Origin of the sequence: Archangium violaceum Cb vi76 (assembly GCF_000733295.1) — a bacterium.
In the GTDB taxonomy this organism is placed as follows: Bacteria; Myxococcota; Myxococcia; order Myxococcales; family Myxococcaceae; genus Archangium; species Archangium violaceum.
This window is the reverse complement of the sequence record NZ_JPMI01000033.1, coordinates 10174-31539: the sequence shown is the minus strand read 5'-3', so window position 1 is coordinate 31539 and position 21366 is coordinate 10174. Positions and strand designations below refer to the sequence as shown.

The following is a 21366-nucleotide window of genomic DNA, read 5'->3' as shown; positions in this document are numbered from 1 at the left end:
TTCAGGAGACCTTCTTGTTTGAATCGTCGGGCTGGGCGTTCGAGAGGAGGGCTTCCGCCTCTTCGCCAGAGAGCTGCTCGAGCTCGGCCATCATGCGTTCCAGCTCCGCGGTATCCACCTGCGAAGCCTGTTCGTTGAGGATCTTCACCGCGATGTTGGCGACGGTGGGCTCCCCGAAGAAGTCCCGCAGGGGCAGCTCGACCTGGAAGGTGGAGCGGATGCGGGAAAGGGCCTGCGTGGCCAGCAGCGAGTGGCCACCCAGGTCGAAGAAGTTGTCGTGGATGCCCACGCGCGGCACGCCGAGCACCTCGGCCCACAGCTCCGTGAGCATGCGCTCGGTGTCGTTGCGCGGGGCCACGTACTCCTGGCTCGACTGCGCCTGGTCCGGCACGGGCAGGGCCTTGCGGTCCACCTTGCCGTTGGGGTTGAGCGGAAGCTTGTCGAGCTTCACCAGGGCGGCCGGGACCATGTAGTCCGGCAGCTTGTCCTTGAGGTAGCCCTTGAGCTCGGCCACCTCGAGGCCCTGGCCCTCGCGAGCCACCACGTAGCCCACCAGGCGCTTGTCGCCCGGAGTGTCCTCACGGACCATGACCACGGCCTCGCCCACGCCGGGGTGACCCACGAGCGTGGACTCGACCTCGCCCAGCTCGATGCGGAAGCCGCGCACCTTCACCTGTGCGTCCACACGGCCCACGAACTCGAGGCTCCCCTCGGGCAGCCACCGGACGACGTCGCCCGTACGGTAGAGCCGCTCTCCGGGCTGGGTGGAGAAGGGGTTGGGGACGAACTTCTCGGCCGTCAGCTCGGGGCGGTGCAGGTAGCCCCAGGCGAGGCCCTCGCCGCCGATGTACAGCTCACCGGGCACGCCCACGGGCACCGGCTGCCCATGGCGGTCGAGCACGTAGAGCGTCGTGTTGGACAGCGCGCCACCGATGGGAATGGTGGTGGAGCCTTCCGGGGCCTGTTTCACGAGGTGCCAGGTGGCGAAGGTGGTGCTCTCGGTGGGGCCGTACACGTGCAGCAGCTTGCCCGGGGCGCCCTTCTGGAGGACCTCGCGCACCCACTTGGGATCGGAGGCCTCGCCACCGAAGTGCAGCTGACGGAGGACGGAGAAGGACTGGGGGCGCTCGCGGGCCACCTGGTTGAAGAGGGCGGTGGTGACGAACAGCACGTTGATGCGCGTGCGCTCCAGGTGCTCGCCCAGGGCCTTGGCCTCGAGGGCGATGTCCTTGGGAACACCGACCACGCGGGCGCCATTGAGCAGCGCGCCCCACAGCTCGAAGGTGGCCGCGTCGAACGAGGCGTTGGAGGCCTGACCCACGCGGTCCGTCTCCTTCAGCTCGATGAAGTTGGTGTTGCGCACCAGCCTCACGACGGCCTGATGGGGGACGCACACGCCCTTGGGCTTGCCAGTGGAGCCCGAGGTGTAGATGACGTACGCGGCCTGCATCGAGTCGATGGTCAGGGAGAGCGGCTGCGGGGGCTGCTGCTGGATGAGGTGCAGATCCTCATCGAGGCGGACCACGGAGCGCTCGCCCAGGGGCAGGGACGGCACGAGGTGGCGCTGGGCCACGACGACGCGGGCCTGCGTGTCCTCCAGCATGAACGTCAGACGCTGCTGGGGATAGGACGGGTCGAGCGGGACGTAGGCGGCACCGGCCTTGAGGATGCCGAGCAGGCCGACGACGAGGTCGGCGGATCGCTCGACGCAGATGCCCACGAGGTCACCGGAGCGAACGCCCTTGGAGGCCAGGACGTGGGCGAGCTGGTTGGCGCGCGTGTCCAGCTCCCGGTAGCTGAGCTGGGTGTCGCCGAACTCGAGGGCAATGGCCTCGGGGTGGAGGCGGGCGCGGTCCTCGAAGAGCGAGTGGATGTTGTGCTGGCGCGGGAAGTCCGTGTGGGTCTGGTTCCAATCGACCAGCACGCGCTGGCGCTCCGCCCCACTGAGCAGGGGCAGATCGCGGAGCTGGAGGTCCGGAGCGGCGACGATGCCCTCCAGCAGCACCCGCAGGTGCTCAAGCATGCGCCGGGCCGTGGAGGCCTCGTACAGGTCGGTGTTGTACTCCAGCCACAGCGAGAACCCGGAGGGCGTTTCACCGGCGGACAGCGTCAGGTCGAACTTCGAGGTCTGGCTCTCGGGCTCGATGGCCTGAAGCTTCAGGCCGGGGAGCTTCAGCTCCGGCAGGGGCGCGTTCTGCAGGCCGAACATCACCTGGAAGAGCGGCGAGCGGCTCTGGTCGCGCTCGGGCTTCAGCTCCTCGACGAGCTTCTCGAACGGCACGTCCTGGTGCGCGTAGGCGCCCAGCGTCGTCTCCTTCACCTGGGCGAGCAGCTCCCGGAAGCTCCGCTGGGGCGAGATGCGCGAGCGCAGCACCAGCGTGTTGACGAAGAAGCCGATGAGGCCCTCCACCTCGCTCCGGGCGCGGCCGGCGATGGGCGAGCCAACGCTGATGTCGTCCTGCCCCGAGTAGCGGGAGAGCAGCACCTGGAAGGCCGCCAGGAGCACCATGAAGGGCGTGGCCCCCTCATCGTGCCCCAGGGCCTCGAGGGCCTTGGAGAGCTCGAAGGGCAACTGCGCCGTCAGGCTGGCGCCGTTGGAGGTCATCACCGTGGGCCGGGGCTTGTCGGTGGGCAACGTCAGGGCCTGCGGAGCCCCGGTGAGCTGCTGGCGCCAGTGGTCGAGCTGCTGGGTCAGCACCTCACCCTGGAGCCAGTCGCGCTGCCAGGCCGCGTAGTCCGCGTACTGCACGGGCAGCTCGGGCAGCGGCGAGGGCTTGCCCTGGACATGGGCCTCGTAGAGCGCCGCCATCTCGCGCACCAGCACACCCATGGACCAGCCGTCCGAGACGACGTGGTGCATGGTCAGCATCAGCACGTGGAGCTGCTCGTCCTGCCGCAGCAGCAGGGGCCGCAGCAGCGGGCCCGTCTTCAGGTCGAACGGGCGGCGGACCTCGGCTTCCACCTGGCGGCGGACCTCGGCCTCGCGCTCCCCGGCGGGCAGCTCCCGCAGGTCCACCACCGACAGCGGCAGCCGGGCCTCGGGGGCGATCACCTGCACGGGCTGGCCCTGCTCCTCACGGAACACGGTGCGCAGCGACTCGTGACGCTGGACCAGCTCCTCGAAGCTCCGCTCCAGGGCCGCGACGTCGAGCTGCCCCTCCATCCGCACCGTCACGGGGATGTTGTAGAAGGCGCTGCCCGGCTGGAGCTGCTCGAGGAACCACATGCGCTGCTGGGCGAACGAGAGCGGCAACTGCCCCTCGCGCGACACCCGTTGCAGCGCCGGGGTCTGGGACATGGGGCTCGTGCCGCGCGACGCGTCGATGCGCGAGGACAGTCCGGCCAGCGTGGGCGTGTCGAACAGCTCGCGCAGGGCCAGCTCCGTCTGGAAGGCCTCGCGGATGCGCACCACCACCTGCGTGGCGAGCAGCGAGTGGCCACCCAACTCGAAGAAGTCGTCGTTGAGGCCCACGCGCTCCAGGCCCAGCAACGAGCGCCAGATGTCGGCCAGCTTCACCTCGGTGTCGGTGCGCGGCGGCTCGAAGGTGGCCTCGTCCGAGCGCGCGCCGTCCGGGGCGGGCAGGGCCTTGCGGTCCACCTTGCCGTTGGGCGAGAGCGGCAGGGTCTCCAGCACCACGTAGGCCGGAGGCACCATGTACTCGGGCAGCCGCTCCTTCATCCAGGCACGGAGGGCCGTGGTGTCCGGAGCGTCGTCCCTGGCGGTGACGTAGGCCACCAGGCGCTTGTCGCCCGGGACGTCCTCGCGCACCACCACGACGGCCTCACGCACCTGGGAGTGCTGGGTGAGCACGGTCTCGATTTCACCCAGCTCGATGCGGAAGCCACGCACCTTCACCTGGGCATCGCGGCGGCCGAAGAACTCGATGCGGCCGTCCGGCAGGTAACGAGCGAGATCGCCCGTGCGGTACAGGCGGGCACCGGGCTCGGTGCTGAACGGATGCGGGACGAACTTCTCGGCCGTCAGCTCGGGCTGGTTGAGGTAGCCGACGGCGAGGCCGTCACCACCGGTGTACAGCTCACCCATGACGCCCACGGGCACCGGCTGCATGGACGCATCCAGCAGGTACACCTGGGTGTTGGCGATGGGCTTGCCGATGGAGACGGAGTGGCCGACCTGCCCGAGCTCCCGCATGGGGTAGCAGCAGGTGAAGGTGGTGTTCTCCGTGGGGCCGTAGCCGTTGACCACGATTCCACCCTGGGCGAGCCGCTCCTTCACGCGCACCACGGGCAACACATCGCCGCCCGCCAGGAGCTGACGCACGCTGCGCAGCGACTGGGCCTGGGTGGCCTGCATCTGCTCGAAGAGCGCCGCGGTCAGCCAGAGCGTGCTGATGCTGGAGCTCGCCAACGTGGCGCCCAGCTCCTCGAGCGAGGGCGTGCCAGCGGGGTAGACCACGAGCTTCGCGCCGTGCAGCAGCGAGCCCCACAGCTCCAGGGTGGAGGCGTCGAAGGAGATGGGCGCCAACTGGAGGAAGACCTCCTGGGGCCCCATGTCGATGAAGGTGCTGCCCTTCACCAGGCGCACCACGGCGCGGTGGGGCACGCAGACACCCTTGGGCCGGCCCGTGGAGCCGGAGGTGTACATGACGTAGGCCACGTTCTCCGCGGTGACACCGGAGGCGACGTTGTCCTCGGGCTGCACCGCGACCTGGTCCCAATCGGTATCCAGGCAGACGAAGAGAGCACCCTGGGCGGGCAGCTCGTCGGCCAGGCTCTCCTGGGTGACGATGACCATCACGCCCGTGTCCTGGAGCATGAAGGTCAGGCGATCGGCCGGATAGGACGGGTCGATCGGGACGTAGGCGGCGCCGGCCTTGAGGATGCCGAGGATGCCGACGACGAGCTCCAGCGAGCGTTCCAGGCACAGGCCCACGCGCGACTCGGGCCCCACGCCGAAGGCACGCAGGTGGTGGGCGAGCTGGTTGGCGCGCTGGTTGAGCTCCCGGTAGGTGAGCGTCTGGCCCTGGTACTCGATGGCGATGGAGTCCGGGGTGCGCTCGGCCTGGGCCTCGAAGAGGGCGGGAATGGTGGCGTCGCGCGGGTAGTCCACGCGGGTGGCGTTCCAGTCCACGAGGAGCTGGCGGCGCTCGGCCTCGGTGAGCAGCGGCAGGTGACGCAGCTGCTGCTCCGGGTGGGCCACGATTCCCTCGAGCAGCGTGCGCATCTGCTGGAGGATCCGCGTGGCGGTGCCGTGGTCGAACAGGTCGGTGTTGTACTCGAGCAGGGTGTGCAGGCCCTGTGGCGTCTCGGTGAAGGTGAGCGTCAGGTCGAACTTGGCCGTGGGGGCGAACGTGCCCTCCAGCGGGCTCATCGCCAGGCCCGGCAGCGCCAGCTCCGCCATGGGGACGTTCTGCAGCACGAACATCACCTGGAAGAGCGGAGAGCGGCTCGGATCGCGCTCCGGACGCAGCTCCTCCACGAGCCGCTCGAAGGGCACGTCCTGGTGGGCCAGGCCCTCCAGCACCACCTCACGCACCTGTCCCAGCAGCTCGCGGAACGTCTGCTCCGGCTTCAGGCGGGTGCGCAGCACCAGCGTGTTGACGAAGCAACCCACCAGCCGCTCCACCTCGGCGTGATTGCGGCCGGCGATGGGGCTTCCCACGCTCAGGTCCAACTGCCCGGACAGCCGGTGCAGCAGCGTCTGGTACGCCGAGAGCAGCACCATGTACGGCGTGGCGCCCTCGCGCTGGCTCAGCGCCTGAACGCCCTCCATCAGCGCACGGGGCATCACCACCGTCTGGTGTGCTCCGCGCGAGGTCTGCACGGCGGGCCGAGGCCTGTCCGTGGGCAGCTCCAACGAGCGCGGCGCGCCCTGGAGCTGCTCGCGCCACCAGGCCAGTTGCTGCTCGAGCACCTCGCCCTGGAGCCAGCCGCGCTGCCAGGCCGCGAAGTCCACGTACTGCACCGCTGGCTCGGGCAGGGGCGAGGGCCGGCCCGCGAGGAAGGCCTCGTAGATGACCGCCGCCTCCTGGATGAGCACCGCCATGGACCAGTCGTCCGAGACGATGTGGTGCATGGTCAGCAGCAGCACGTGCTCGCGCTCGCCCAGGGCCAGCAGCGTGGCGCGCAGCAGGGGCCCCTGGCCCAGGTCGAACGGCCGCTGGGCCTCTTCCAGCGCTTGCCGCCGCGCCTCGTCCATGCGTCCGGCTTCCGGCAGGTGCTTCAGGTCCACGCGGCGCAGCGGCATGGCCGGCGCGCCGGTGATGACCTGCATCGGCTGGCCACCCTTCGCGGGGAAGACGGTGCGCAGCGCCTCGTGACGGCGCAGCAGCTCCACCAGGCTCCGCTCGAGCGTGGGGACGTCGACCGTGCCCTCCATGCGCACGGCCATGGCGATGTTGTAGAGCGGGCTGCCCGGCTCCAGCTGATCCAGGAACCACAGGCGCTGCTGGGCGAAGGAGAGCGGTGGCTCCTCGCCGCGCGGCAGGGCGCGCAGGGGCGGAGGCAGGGCCCGGCGTCCGGAGCGCAGGGCCAGCTCCAGCCGCTCGGCCAGGTCCGCCAGCGTGGGGGCGAGGAACAGCTCGCGCAGCGGCAGCTCCACGCCGAACTGCGCGGCGATGCGCGAGCTGACCTGCGTGGCCAGCAGCGAGTGCCCACCCAGCTCGAAGAAGTCGTCGTGGATGCCCACGGGCTCCACGTGCAGCACCTCGGACCAGATGGCGGCCAGCTTCTCCTCCACCGGCGTGCGGGGCGCCACGTGCTCGCGCTCGTCCGCGAGCGGCTCCGGGGCCGGCAGGGCCTTGCGGTCCACCTTGCCGTTGGCGTTGAGCGGCAGGGCCTCCAGCGCGACGAACGCCGAGGGCACCATGTACTCGGGCAGCCGCCCCGAGAGCGCCTCGCGCAGCGTCTCCACCGAGGGCGCCGCCGCACCCGTCGCGGGTACCAGGTACGCCACCAGCCGCTTGTGGCCGGGCGCGTCCTCGCGCACCACCACCGCCGCCTCGCGTACGCCGGGCTGCTGCCGCAGCACGGACTCGATTTCTCCCAGCTCGATGCGCAGGCCGCGCAGCTTCACCTGCGTGTCCAGGCGGTCGATGAACTCGAGCACGCCCTCGGGACGCCAGCGCACCCGGTCACCCGTGGCGTACATGCGCGCGCCGGGCACGTCGGGCTGGAAGGCATCCGGGAGGAACCGCTCCGCGCTCAGCGCCGGCTGTCCCAGGTAGCCGCGTGCCAGGGCCACACCGGCGATGAACAGCTCGCCGGGCACGCCCACCGGCACCGGCTGCCACAGCCCGTCCAGCACGTACGCCCGCTGGTTGTTCAACGGCCGGCCAATGGGCAGCGCCCGCTCCGGCGCGTCCTTCAGGCACTTCCAGTGCAGCGTGTCCACCGTGGTCTCGGTGGGCCCGTAGCAGTTGTGCAGCGTGGTGCCGTTCATCCGCGCATAGAAGCGGGCCGCCGTCTGCCACGGCAGTACCTCGCCGCCGGAGAAGACGTGCTTCAGGTGCGAGCTCGCGAGGAAGTCCGGCTGCTCCAGCAGCGCCTCGAGCATGGTGGGAACCGTCTCGAGGTGGGTGATGCGCTGCTCGCGCATGAGCTGCGCCAGCCGCCGCGCGTCCTGGTGCTCGCCGGGCGCGGGGATGACGAGCCGCGCGCCAGCGCTGAGCGCGCCGAAGAACTCCCACACGGACACGTCGAAGGCGAACGAGGTGAACTGGAGGACGGCGTCACCCACGCCAATGCCGTGGTGGTGCTCCATCCACGCCAGGTAGTTCGTCACACCCCGGTGCGTCATGAGCACGCCCTTGGGCTGGCCCGTGGAGCCGGAGGTGTAGATGACGTAGGCCAGCGAGGCCGGGGTGAGGGTGAGCGGCAGCGGCTCGAGCGTCTCCTGCGGCGGCGTCCAGCCCGCGGGCAGTGAGACGGCGGGCACGCTCGTCCAGGTGGGCGTCAGGTGCGGCTGCACCACCACCGCGCACACGCCCGAGTTCTCCACGATGAAGGCGAGGCGCTCGGGGGGCAGGCGCGGATCCAACGGCACGTAGGCGCCGCCCGCCTCCAGGATGGCCATGAGCGCCAGCGGCATCTCCAGCGAGCGCTCCATGCAGATGCCCACGCGCTGCTCCGGCCCCACGCCGAGGCGGCGCAGTTGGTGCGCGAGCGCGCGGGTGCGCCGTCCCAGCTCACGGTAGGTGACGGAGTGGCCCTCGAAGTACAGGGCCTCGGCGTCCGGGCTGCGCTCCACCTGGGCGCGGAAGAGCCCGGGGAGCGTCGCCTCGCGGGAGGCGAAGGGGATGCGGTTGTCGTTCCACTCCACCAGGAGCTGCTGGCGCTCCTGGGCGGTGAGCAGGGGCAGCTCGGCGATGCGCTGCTCGGGCCGGGAGATGGCCTCCTCCAGCAGCGTGCGCAGGTGTCCCAGCAGCCGCTTCACCGTCTCCTGCTCGTACAGGTCGGTGTTGTACATGAGCAGCAGGCTCAGGCCCTGGGACGTCTCGTAGACCTCCAGGTGCAGGTCGAACTGGCACGTCTGGTTCGCCACCTCCAGGTTGCGCAGCACCAGGCCCGGCGTGTGCAGCTCGGGCATGGGCGTGTTCTGCACGGCGAACAGCACCTGGAAGAGCGGGGGACGGCTCAGGTCACGCTCGGGGCGCAGCGCCTCCACCAGCTTGTCGGAGGGCAGGTCCTGGTGGGCGAAGGCCCCCAGGGTGGACTCGCGCACCTGGGCCAGCAGCTCGCGGAAGCTCAGGTGGGCCGCCGGCTTCGCGCGCAGCACCAGCGTGTTGACGAACAGGCCGATGAGGCCCTCGCTTTCGGGACGGGTGCGGCCCGCGATGGGCGAACCCACGGCGAAGTCCTCCTGCCCCGAGTAGCGGTGCAGCAGCGCCTGGAAGGCCGCCAGCAGCACCATGAAGGTCGTGGCACCCTCCTTCTGCCCGAGCGTCCGGACGGCCTCGGCCAGCTCACGCGGCATCAGGTGCGTGACGTGGGAGCCCCGGTAGCTCTGCGCCGGGGGACGGGGCTTGTCCGTGGGCAGCTCCAGGATGTGCGGCACGCCCTCGAGCTGCTGGCACCACCACGCCAGTTGCTGCTCGAGCGCCGGGCCCTGGAGGTGCTCGCGCTGCCAGGCCGCGAAGTCCAGGTACTGCACCGCCAGTTCCGGCAGCGGCGAGGGCTTGCCCTGGGAGAAGGCCTCGTAGAGCGCGGCCACCTCTTGCACCAGCACACCCAGGGACCAGCCGTCCGAGACGATGTGGTGCATGACGAGCACGAGCACGTGCTCCCGCTCCGCCAGCCGCAACAGCTTCGCGCGCAGCAGCGGGCCCCTGGACAGGTCGAAGGGCCGCAGCGCCTCCTGCTGAATCTGACGGCGCGTCTCCGCCCCACGCTCCTGCTCTGGCAGCGCGCTCAGGTCCACCTGCTCGAGCGGCAGCTCCAGCGAGGGGACGATGGCCGCGCCCGGCTCACCGTTGCGCGACACGAAGGTGGTGCGCAGCGACTCGTGACGGCGCACCAGCTCGGCCATGGCGCGCTCGAGCGCGGCCACGTCCAGCGCGCCCTCGAGCTGCATCGCCGAGGGGATGTTGTACAGGGGGCTGCCGGGCTCGAGCTGGTCGAGGAACCACAGCCGCTGCTGGGCGAACGAGACGGGCAGCTCGCCCTCGCGCGAGATGCGCGCCATGACATCGGCCGGACGCGCCTGGGCCGTGCCACGGGCGGCGTCGACCTTCGCGGCCAGTCCCGCGACGGTGGGGTGCTCGAGCAGCTCGCGCAGCGGCACGTCCGCCTGGAAGAGGGTGCGCAGGCGCGAGGCGATCTGCGTGGCCAGCAGCGAGTGGCCACCCAGCTCGAAGAAGTTGTCGTGGATGCCGATGCCCTCGATGCCGAGCATCTCCTCCCACAGCGTGGCCAGGGCCCGCTCGGTGTCACCGCGCGGTGCCTCGTAGGCGTTGGCCAGGTCCGGCCGCTGGTGGCGGTTGGACGTCTTCGCCACGGGCGCGGACGGCTGTACCTGCGCGTCCTCCTGGCCCCGCTCACGTGCGGGCTCGGTCCAGGTGCCGCCCTGCATCCGACGCTGCTCGATGAAGTAGCGCTGGCGCTGGAAGGGGTAGGTGGGCAGCGGCAACCGCTGCCGGCGCTCGGGCGCGTGGAGCTTCGTCCAGTCCACCTGGACACCCGCGAGCCACAGGCGGCCCAGCGTCTCCAGGAAGGCGGCGTTGTCCGTCTGCTCGTCCTTCGCGCGCGGCAGCGTGGAGAGCACCGTGCGGCCCACCGCGGCCGGTCCGGCCTGGCGCACCAGCATGCCCAGCGCCTGTCCGGGCCCCACCTCGAGCAGCAGTGCCTCCTTCGAGGCCAGCAGCGTGGTGACGCCCTCGCCGAAGCGTACCGCCCGGCGCAGGTGCTCGGTCCAGTAGCGCGGATCCGTCGCCTGCTCGGCCGTAATCCACGTGCCGGTGAGGTTGGAGATGAAGGGAATCTTCGGCGCGGACAGCTTCACCTGCTTCACGCGCTCGGTGAAGGGGGCGAGGATGGGGTCCATCATCGCCGAGTGGAAGGCATGCGAGGTGCGCAGCCGGCGGTGCTCCACGCCCAGGGGCGCGAGGCGGGCCTCCAGGGCCTCGATGGCGTCCGTGGGGCCGGAGACGACGCACAGCGAGGGCGCGTTGACGGCGGCCAGCGACAGACGCTCGCCGAGCAGCGGCAGCACCTGCTGCTCGGGCAGGGCCACGGAGAGCATGGTGCCGCCGGGCAGCGACTGCATGAGCTTGCCGCGCGCCGCCACCAGCGCGAGCGCATCGTCCAGAGAGAGCACACCCGCGATGCAGGCCGCGACGTACTCGCCGAGGCTGTGGCCGATGAGGGCCTGCGGCTTGACGCCGAGGGCCATCCACTGCCGGGCCAGCGCGTACTCGATGGCGAAGAGGGCGGGCTGGGCGAAACCGGTCTGCTGGAGGCGCTCGGTGGCCTCGGCCGCGCGCTCCTCGGGCGCATGGAGGAGCTCCAGCAGATCCATGCCGAGCAGGGGCTGGAGCTTCTTGCAGCAGGCGTCCAGGTTCTGGCGGAACACGGACTCGGTGGCGTACAGGCCACGCGCCATGCCCACGTGCTGCGAGCCCTGGCCCGGGAAGAGGAAGGTGACGGGGCGCTCGGTGGCCTCCTGCACCTGGGTGAGCAGGCGCTGGGGGTGCTGGCCGGAGAGCACGGCCCGGGCGTCGTCGAGGCCGCGGCACACCACGGCGCGGCGGTGGGTGAAGCGCTGACGTCCCGCCTGGAGGGTGAAGGCCACATCGGCCAGCTCCAGCTCCGGGTGGCGCGACAGGTGCTCCGCGAGCCGGCCGGTGGCCTGCTCCAGCGCGTTGGCCGAGCGGGCCGAGAGCACCAGCAACTGCCAGGGCCGGGCGCTCGGGGTGCGCGCCACCTGGGGCGCCTCCTCGAGGATGGCGTGGGCGTTGGTGCCGCCGATGCCGAAGGAGCTCACACCGGCGCGCCGGGGCTCCTCGCTGGCGGGCCACTCGCGCAGGGCGGTGTTGACGTAGAAGGGCGAGCGCTCCAGGCCGAGCCCGGGGTTGGGCTCGCGGAAGTGGAGGCTGGGCGGCATCTGCCGGTGCTGCAGGGCGAGCGCCGCCTTGATGAGGCCCGTCACGCCGGCCGCCGCGTCCAGGTGGCCGATGTTCGTCTTCACCGAGCCGATGGCGCAGGAGGCCGGGCCGGCGTCCTGATCCTTGAAGGCCTGGGTGAGGCCGGCGATCTCGATGGGGTCACCCAGACGGGTGCCGGTGCCATGGGCCTCGACGTACTGGATGCTGCTGGCGCTCACGTTGGCGACGGCGAGCGCCTCGGAGATGGCGGCGGCCTGTCCGTCCACGCTGGGCGCGGTGTAGCCCACCTTGCCCGAGCCGTCGTTGTTGAGGGCCGAGCCGCGGATGACGGCGTGGATGAAGTCTCCGTCCTTGAGCGCGTCGGACATGCGCTTGAGGACGACGATGCCCACGCCCGAGCCCGCCACGGTGCCCTGGCCCTGGGCGTCGAAGGCGCGGCAGTGCCCATCGGGCGAGAGGATGGAGCCCTCCTGGAACATGTAGCCGGCGCGCTGGGGGAAGCCGATGGAGACACCCCCGGCCATGGCCATGTCCGACTCGCCGGACAGCAGGCTCTGGCAGGCCAGGTGCACGGCCACGAGCGAGCTGGAGCAGGCCGTCTGCACGCTGATGCTGGGCCCGCGCAGGTTGAGCTTGTGCGAGACGCGCGTGGCCAGGAAGTCCTTGTCGTTGGCGAGCAGCAGGGCATACGGCCCGGCGGAGCGCACCACGTCCGGCTGCGACATCAGGTTGTAGAGCAGGTAGCTGCTGATGCTGGAGCTGGCGAAGACGGCGATGGAGCCACGGTGGCGCTCGGCGTCATAACCGGCGCGCTCCAGCGCCTCCCACGCGCACTCCAGGAAGAGGCGGTGCTGCGGGTCGAGCAGCTCGGCCTCGCGCGGGTTGAAGCCGAAGAAGCCCGCGTCGAAGAGCTCGGGGCTCTCGAGCGGGAAGCCAGCTCGCACGTAGCCGGGCCGGGCACGCAGGGCCGGGTCCACGCCAGCGGCCTCCAGCTCCTCGTCGGAGAAGGAGGCGCGGGCCTCCACGCCCTCACAGAGATTGCGCCAGAAGGTCTCCAGGTCGCGGGCCCCGGGGAAGCGGCCCGTCATGCCAACGATGGCAATGGTTTCGAACTGCTCGGACACGGCGTCGTCACTCATCCGGCGTTTCCTCGGTAGCCTGCTCGGCGCGGCCTGCTCTACGTACACGCCGTCTCTGCTCGAGCAGCGTCCTGCGATTATCAGCGCGCTCCTGACTCCCCTGTCGCAAGTCTGGCTCGGTCGTGCGTCCGGCGAGGTACGCCGCGAGCGCGCTGATGGACGGGTATTTGAAGAGTTCGGTCAGGGTGATTTCAAGGCCCAGCTCGGCTCGCAGCCGACCATGCGCCCGGACGAGCAGGAGCGAGTTGCCACCGACGTCGAAGAATCGGTCGTCGACCCCGACCTTCGCCACGCCGAGCACCTCCTGCCACAGACGCGCGAGGTTGCGCTCCAGCTCGGTCCGGGGCTCCACGAAGGGCGTATCGGACTGGAGGCGCAGTCCCTCCGGGGCAGGCAGCGCCTTGCGGTCCAGCTTGCCGTTGGGGGAGAGCGGCATGACCTCCAAGGGCACGAAGGCCGCGGGCACCATGTGCTCGGGGAGCCGCTGGCCCAGGTGGGCGCGCAGTTCCTCCAGCGAGGGCGCCTGCCCGGTTGCCACGTAGTAGGCGACCAGCCGCTTGTCACCCGGGACATCCTCCCGGGCGACGACCACGGTTTCCTTGAGGGCGGGGTGTTGCAGCAGGGCCGATTCGATCTCTCCCAGCTCGATGCGGAAGCCGCGGATCTTCACCTGGTTGTCGATGCGGCCCAGGTAATCGATCTCCCCGTCCGGCAGGAACCGGGCGAGGTCTCCGGTGCGGTACAGGCGCGCGCCGGGCTGGCTGGAGTACGGGTCTGGGATGAACTTCTCGGCCGTCAGCTCGGGCCGGTTCCAGTAGCCACGGGCCGGCTGCACGCCGCCGATGAAGAGCTCGCCCGCGACACCCACGGGCACCGGATGCATGTTGCCGTCCAGCACGTACATCTGCGTATTGGAGACAGGCCGGCCGATGGGGATGGAGCGGCGCTTGTCGCCCGGCTTGCACTGGAAGAACGTCACGTCCACGGCGGCCTCGGTGGGGCCGTAGAGGTTGTGCAGCTCCGCGCCCAGCTTGCCGTGGAAGCGCTCCACCAGCTCGGCTCCGAGCGCCTCGCCGCTGCAGATGACGCGCTTCAGACCACGGCACTGCTCCACGCCCGACTGCTCCATGAAGACCTGGAGCATGGAGGGCACGAAGTGCAGCGTGGTGATGCGCTCACGCTGGATGAGGTCCACCAGGTAGCCCGGGTCCTGATGCCCACCGGGCTTCGCCACCACGAGGCGGGCGCCGGTCATCAGGGTCCAGAAGAACTCCCAGACGGACACGTCGAAGCTGAACGGCGTCTTCTGAAGGACGGAGTCCTGCGTCCCCAGGCCGTAGGCCTCCTGCATCCAGAGCAGGCGGTTGCAGATGGCCTGATGGAAGTTCATCGCGCCCTTGGGACGGCCCGTGGAGCCCGAGGTGTAGATGATGTACGCGAGGCCCTGGGCCTCGACCGGGACCTGGGGCCGGGCGCTGCTGTGCGCCGCGATCTGGTTCCACTGCGAGTCGAGGCACACGCGCGTGGCGGCGGAGGCGGGCAGCCGCTCCACGAGGTGCTGCTGGGTGAGCAGCACGCGCACGCTCGAGTCCTGGAGCATGTACGCGAGGCGGTCCTGCGGGTAGCCCGGGTCGAGCGGCACGTAGGCGCCACCGGCCTTGAGGATGCCGAGCAGGGCCACGACCATCTCGATGGAGCGGTCAGTGCAGACGCCCACCGGAACCTCGGGCCCGACACCCAGCGAGAGCAGGTGGTGGGCGAGCTGGTTGGCGCGCTGATCGAGCTCCCGGTAGGTGAGGCTCTGGCCCTCGTACGTGACGGCGAGGGCATCCGGTGTGCGGTCCACCTGCTGCTCGACCATCAGGTGCAGGCGGGCCTCGGCGGGACGAGGCAGGGCCGTCTGGTTCCACTCCACCAGCACGCGCTTGCGCTCGGCTTCCGGCAGGAGCGGCTGGGCGTCGTGGCGGACCGAGGGGTCGCGGGCGAGCTGCTCGAGCGCCGCGGCGTAGTGGCCCGCGAGCGCCTCCATCTGCGCATCCGGCAGGTCGCTCGGGTCGTAGTAGAGCTGCACCCGCACGTCCGAGGTGACGAAGTCGAGGCCCGCCTCCACCGCGAGGGCGAAGTTGGTGCGAGCGAACTCACTCGAGCCGAGCAGCTCCAGCCCGCCCCGGTCCATGACCTTGCGGTACATGTGGAAGTGGGTGAAGTCGAACATCGTCTCGAAGAGCTGCACGCCGGGCGCGGCGCGCTGCACCTCGCTGAGCGGGAAGCGGCGGTGCGGGAGCAGGTCGCGCTCGTGGCGGAAGGTCTCCTGGACGAGCTCCATCCAGCTGCGGCCCGGCTCCAACTGCATCCGGAAGGGCAGGGTGTTGAGGAACAGGCCCTTCACCTGATCTCCGTCCGCCGTCTCCGGGCGCCCGTTGCACACGAGGCCGGTGACGACGTCCCGCTGGGCGGCGAGCTGGCCCATCACCCGGACGTGCGCGGCGAGCAGCACCGTCTTGATGGGGACCCCCGCGCGGCGGGCCACCTGCTTGAGCGATTCGGAGAGCTCGGAGGAGATGCGGACGCGCTGCTGGTGGAAGGCGGACGCCGGACGGTTCTCGGCGGGGTGCGGCCAGCGCGTGAGCGCGCCGGGGACGAGCCCCTTCACCTGGCCGGCCCAGAAGGCCCGGGTGGCCTCACCGCGCATGGCCTCGCGCTCCATGACGATGAAGTCGCGGAAGGACTGCTCCGGCAGCGGCGCCACGGCGGGCGGCTTGCCCTCCAGGTGCGCCAGGTAGTGCTCGAAGAGCTCGGCGATGAGGGAGTTGATGCTCCAGCCGTCGCCGATGACGTGGTGCTCGGTCCACCCGAACTCGAAGGTGTCCTCGGAGAGCAGGTGCGCCGTGCAGCGCAGCAGCGGAGGCCGCGTCAGGTCGAAGCGCTGCTGGTGCTCGGCGGCGTAGTGGGCCGAGAGCACGGACTCCTGCTGCTCCGCGCCCTGGCCGCGCAGATCCTTCACGGTGAGCGGGAGCCAGGCGGCGCGGTGGATGAGCTGGAACGGCTCGGAGTAGCCGGTCAGCGCGTAGCTGGTGCGGAGGATGGCGTGCCGGGCGGTGATGTCCGCCAGCGCCTGCTCCATGGCTCCGCGCTCGAAGCGGCCCTTGAGCCGGACGTAGTTGACGTTGAGGTAGACGGCCTTCTCCGGGTTCAGCTCGGCGTGGAACACCATGCCGAGCTGGAGCGAGCTCATGGGAAAGGCGTCCTCGAGGCCCTCGGGCAGCAGGCGCCGGTCCTGCTCGGACACCAGGCTGAAGGGCGAGGTGCGCGGGGTCTGCTCGTGACGCGCGGTCTCCTGGCCCAGCGCGCGAGCCAGTGCCCGCGGCGTGGGGTTCTGGAAGAGCTGCGCCACGCTGAAGCGCAGCCCCTGCTGACCGGCGCGGGCGACGACGGGGATGCTGCGGATGGAGTCACCGCCCAGCTCGAAGAAGTTGTCCTCGGCGCCCACCTGCTCCAGGCCGAGCACCTGGGCGAAGAGGGTGGCGAGCACCTTCTCCTCGTGCGTCTCCGGCGCGACGTAGGCGCGCTCCGGGCGGGCGAACTGGGGCGCGGGGAGCAGCTTGCGGTCGAGCTTGCCGTTGGGAGACAGGGGCATGGCCGCCAGGGGCACGAAGGCCATCGGCACCATGTACTCGGGGAGCAGCTTCCCGAGGTGCGCACGCAGCTCGTCGCGCGTGGGCTCCTGGCCGGCCGCCACGAAGTACGCCACGAGGCGCTTGTCGCCCGGAGAGTCCTCGCGGGCCACCACCACGGCCTCCTTGAGGGCCGGGTGCTGGAGCAGGGCGGATTCGATCTCCCCCAGCTCGATGCGGAAGCCGCGCACCTTCACCTGGTTGTCGATGCGGCCCAGGTACTCGATCTCACCGCTGGACAGGAACCGGGCGAGGTCTCCGGTGCGGTACAGGCGCGCGCCGGGCTCGGAGGTGTACGGGTCCGGGACGAATTTCTCGGCCGTCAGCTCGGGCCGGTTCCAGTAGCCGCGGGCCGGCTGCACGCCGCCGATGTACAGCTCACCGGCCACGCCCACCGGCACCGGGTTCATCTGGCCATCCAGCACGTACATCTGTGTGTTGGAGACAGGGCGGCCGATGGGAATGGAGCGGCGCTTGTCGCCCGGCTTGCACTCCCAGAACGTCACGTCGACGGCGGCCTCGGTGGGGCCGTAGAGGTTGTGCAGCCCGGCCTTCAGCTTGGAGTGGAAGCGCTCCACGTGCTCCACGGCGAGGGCCTCACCGCTGCAGATGACGCGCTTCAGGCCACGGCACTGCTCCACGCCCGGCTGCTCCAGGAACACCTGGAGCATGGAGGGCACGAAGTGCAGCGTGGTGATGCGCTCGCGCTGGATGAGGTCCACCAGGTAGGCGGCATCCTGGTGGCCACCGGGCTTCGCGACCACGAGCCGCGCACCCGTCATGAGGGTCCAGAAGAACTCCCAGACGGACACGTCGAAGCTGAACGGGGTCTTCTGCAGGACGGAGTCCTGGGCACCGAGGCCATAGGCCTCCTGCATCCAGAGCAGGCGGTTGCAGATGGCCTGGTGGAAGTTCATGGCGCCCTTGGGGCGGCCGGTGGAGCCGGACGTATAGATGATGTACGCGAGGCCCTGGGCGTGGACCGGAACCTGGGGCCGCGCGTCGCCGTGCGCGGCGATCTGGCTCCACTGGGAATCCAGGCACATGCGCGTCGCCGAAGAGGCGGGCAGCCGCTCCACGAGATGCTGCTGGGTGAGCAGCACGCGCACGTTGGAGTCCTGGAGCATGTACGCGAGGCGATCCTGGGGATAGCTGGGATCGATGGGCACGTACGCGCTACCGGCCTTGAGGATGCCGAGCAGGGCCACGACCATCTCGATGGAGCGGTCGGTGCAGACGCCGACGGGAATCTCCGGCCCCACGCCCAGCGAGAGCAGGTGGTGGGCGAGCTGGTTGGCGCGCTGATCGAGCTGACGGTAGGTGAGGCTCTGGCCCTCGTAGGTGACGGCCACGGCATCGGGCGTGCGGTCCACCTGCTGCTCGACCATCAGGTGCAGGCGGGCCTCGGGGGGACGCGGGAGCGCCGTCTGGTTCCAGTCCACCAGGACGCGCTTGCGCTCCTCCTCGGGCAGCATCGGCAGACGGGAGATGCGCTGGCCGGGGTCGGCGACGATGCCCTTCAGCAGGTTCGTCAGGTACATCCCGAGCCGGGTGATGGTGGAGGCGTCGAAGAGATCGGTGTTGTACTCGAACGCGCCAACCAGCCCCTGTTCCTCGCGGGACAGGGACAGGTGCAGGTCGAACATCGCCGTGCCCGTGTGCGTGTCCTCGGTGCTCAGGCGCAGGCCGGGCATCGCCGGGAGCGCGCCCTGGGCGTTCTGCAGCACGAACATCGCCTGGAACAGCGGCGTGCGGCTCAGGTCTCGCACCGGCTGGAGCTCGTCCACGAGCTTCTCGAAGGGGACGTCCTGGTGGGCATAGGCCCCGAGCGCTCCCTCGCGCACGCGCTGGAGCAGCTCGCGGAAGGTGGGCTCGGCCTCCAGGTTCGTGCGCAGCACCAGCGTGTTGACGAACAGGCCGATGAGCCCGTGCGTCTCCGGGCGCTCGCGGCCCGCGATGGGCGTGCCCACCGTCAGGTCACTCTGTCCCGAGCAGCGGTGCAGCAGCACCTTGAAGGCCGCCAGCAGCGCCATGAAGGGCGTCACGCCCTCGCGCAGGCTCAGCGCCTCGAGGCCCTCGGCCAGCTCTCGCGGCAGGTGCACCGGCAGCTTCGCGCCCCGGTACGTCTGCACCGCCGCGCGCGGCCTGTCCGTGGGCAGCTCCAGCACCGGCGGCGCCCCCGCGAGGTACTTCCGCCACCAGGACAGCTGCGACTCGAGCACCTCGCCCTGCATCCACCCGCGCAGCCACAGCGCGTAGTCGGCGTACTGGATGGGCAGCTCCGGCAGCGCCGGGGCCCTACCCGCCTGGAGGGCCTCGTAGACCTGGGCCAGCTCGCGCACGAGCACGCCCATGGACCAGCCATCCGAGAGGATGTGGTGCATCGTCGCCAGCAGCAGGTGCTCGCGCTCGCCCAGCTTCAGCAGCGTCACGCGCAGCAGCGGCCCTCGCGCCAGGTCGAACGGCTTGCGCGCCTCCTCGGCGATGAGCCGGTGCGCCTCCTCCCGGCGAGCGGACTCCGGCAGCGCGGACAGGTCCACCACCGGCAGGGGCAGGCTCGCCTCCGGGGCGATGACCTGGGACGCCCGGCCATCGACGGTGCTCACCGTGGTCCGCAGCGACTCGTGGCGCTTCAGGAGCGCGGCGAAGCTCCGCTCCAGGGCCCCCACGTCCAGCGTGCCCTCGAGCCGCAGCGCCGTGGGGATGTTGTAGAAGGCGTTGCCCGGCTCGAGCTGGTCCAGGAACCACAGCCGCTGCTGGGCGAACGACAGCGGCAGCTCCACGCCCGAGGCCCGGCGGGCAATGGTGATGCGCGGCGCCGAGGACTCCTCGCGCCGGGCGACGATGAGGCGCGCCAGCTCGGCCGTGCTCGGGCCCTGGAGCAGGGCCTCCATGGGCAGGCTCACGCCGAACACCCGCTCGATCTCCCCCGTCATCTCCACCGAGGCCATCGAGTCCAGGCCCATGCGGGTGAGGGGCACCGAGGCGTCCACCTCCTCACGGCGCACCCGCAGCAGCGCGGGCAGCCGCTCCAGCAGCCAGGCCTCCACGTTCTCGTCCGCCACCGGGCCCGGGTCCGCCACCACGGGCGCCGCCGCGGCCTGGGCCACCACGGGCTCCTGCGCCGACTCCTCCCACGACAGCACCGGACGCAGCTCGCCCGCGAGCAGGCTCGCGCGGCAGGCGCGGCGTTGAATCTTCCCGCTGGACGTCTTCGGAATGGAGCCCGGCTCGATGAGCACCACCGAGTGCAGTTGCAGCTCGTGCAGCTCCGCCACGCGCTGGCGGATGATGCCCACCAGGGACTCGGGCGGGTCCGGCAGCTTGCGCGGATCCACCTCCTGCACCATCACCAGCCGCTCCTCGCCCTCCACGTCCAGGGCGAAGGCCGCGCCGCACCCCGGACGCAGCGCCGGGTGGCTCTGCTCCACCGTCATCTCGATGTCCTGCGGGTAGTGGTTGCGCCCGCGGATGATGATGAGGTCCTTGAGCCGGCCGGTGACGAACAACTCCCCATCCTCGCGCAGGAAGCCCAGGTCTCCCGTGCGCAGCCAGGGGCCCTCGCCGCTGTCGCTCAACTGGCCGTGGAAGGTGTGCCGCGTCTCCTCGTCCCGCTGCCAGTAGCCCAGCGCGACGCTCGGGCCGCGCACCCAGATTTCACCCACCCGGCCCGGTGCGCACCGCCGCGAGTTCTCCAGGTCCGCGATGAGCAGCTCCTGGTCCGGCATCGTCTGGCCGCAGCCCACCATCAGCCGCGCGTCCGAGTCCGCCGTGTCCGCCGTCACCACCTCGTTGCGCGCCAGCGCCGAGGCCCGCAGCGACATCACCAGCGGCGGCTTCGCGGCGTCTCCACCCGAGGCGATGAGCGTGCCCTCGGCCAGGCCGTAGCAGGGGTAGATGGCCTCGCGCTTGAAGCCCTGGGGCCCGAAGGCCTCCATGAAGCGCTCCAGCGTCTCGGTGCGCACCGGCTCGGCGCCACTGAAGGCCACCTTCCAGCGGCTCAGGTCCAGCTCCGCGCGCTCCTGCGGCGTCATCTTCCGCACGGCCAGGTCGTAGGCGAAGTTGGGCCCACCACTCACCGTGGCGCCGAAGCGCGAGACGGCCTGCAGCCAGCGGCGCGGCTGCTTGAGGAACGTCAGCGGCGACAACAGCGCCACCGGGAAGCCCCGGTACAGCGGCTGGAGGATGCCGCCGATCAGCCCCATGTCGTGGTACGGCGGCAGCCAGATGACGCCCACCGAGTCCTTCGTCGTCCCGAAGGCGCGGCTGATGCACTCGAGGTTATGCAACAGGTTGCCATGGCTGAGCATGACCCCCTTGGGCGTGCCCGTGGAGCCCGAGGTGTACTGGAGGAAGGCCAGCGACTCGCGCCGCAGCGGATCCGGCCGCTTCCACGCCGGCTGCCCCTCCGTGGGCAGGTCGTCCGTGGCCATCCAGTGCAGAGCGCGCAGATCCGGCGCCTGCTCGAAGAGGAACTCGCCCATGCCGTGGATGAAGGCCACGGTGAGCACCACCGAGGCCTGCGCGTCCTGGATGATCGCGCGCAGCCGGGGCAGCGTCCGCTCCAGCCGCATCGGATCCGGCGGGTAGGCCGGCACCGCCACCATGCCCGCGTAGAGGCACCCGAAGAATCCGGCGATGTACTCGAGACCCGGTGGGTAGAGCATCATCACCCGGTCCCCCGGCTTCGCCACCTTCTGGAGCTCCGCCGCGATGAGCCGCGCACGGTAATCCAGTTGCGCGTACGTCATCGTGGACTCGTCGCCCTCGGAGTCCTCCAGGAAGGTGTACAGCCGCTGATCCGGCGCTACGGAGGCGCGCGCCTCCACCAAATCCACGAGGGTCGCAGGCTCACTCTGGGGGGGGCGCATCGCGATGTCTCCGCCGGGCTCGTCCGGCGTGGGCAAAACATCCCAACAGGTAGTGCTACCTGTTGTGACGTTCCTGTTTCGATACTGGACAGAAGCTATTCTGCCGTCGAATACTGACGCA

The 21366-nt window shown here is 70.6% G+C and carries 2 protein-coding genes; both read right to left on the bottom strand.

Annotated features, from left to right (window positions below; genetic code table 11):
- Nucleotide 1: 1 nt before the first annotated feature.
- Complete coding sequence (locus Q664_RS05955) at nt 2-12700, bottom strand: hybrid non-ribosomal peptide synthetase/type I polyketide synthase (RefSeq protein WP_052517727.1); 12699 nt, start codon at nt 12698-12700, stop codon at nt 2-4.
- On the bottom strand, nt 12693-21245 hold the full coding sequence (locus Q664_RS05950) for a non-ribosomal peptide synthetase (RefSeq protein ID WP_152621938.1): 8553 nt from the start codon (nt 21243-21245) through the stop codon (nt 12693-12695). Before Q664_RS05950 ends, Q664_RS05955 begins: the two co-directional genes overlap by 8 nt.
- Nucleotides 21246-21366: the final 121 nt, after the last annotated feature.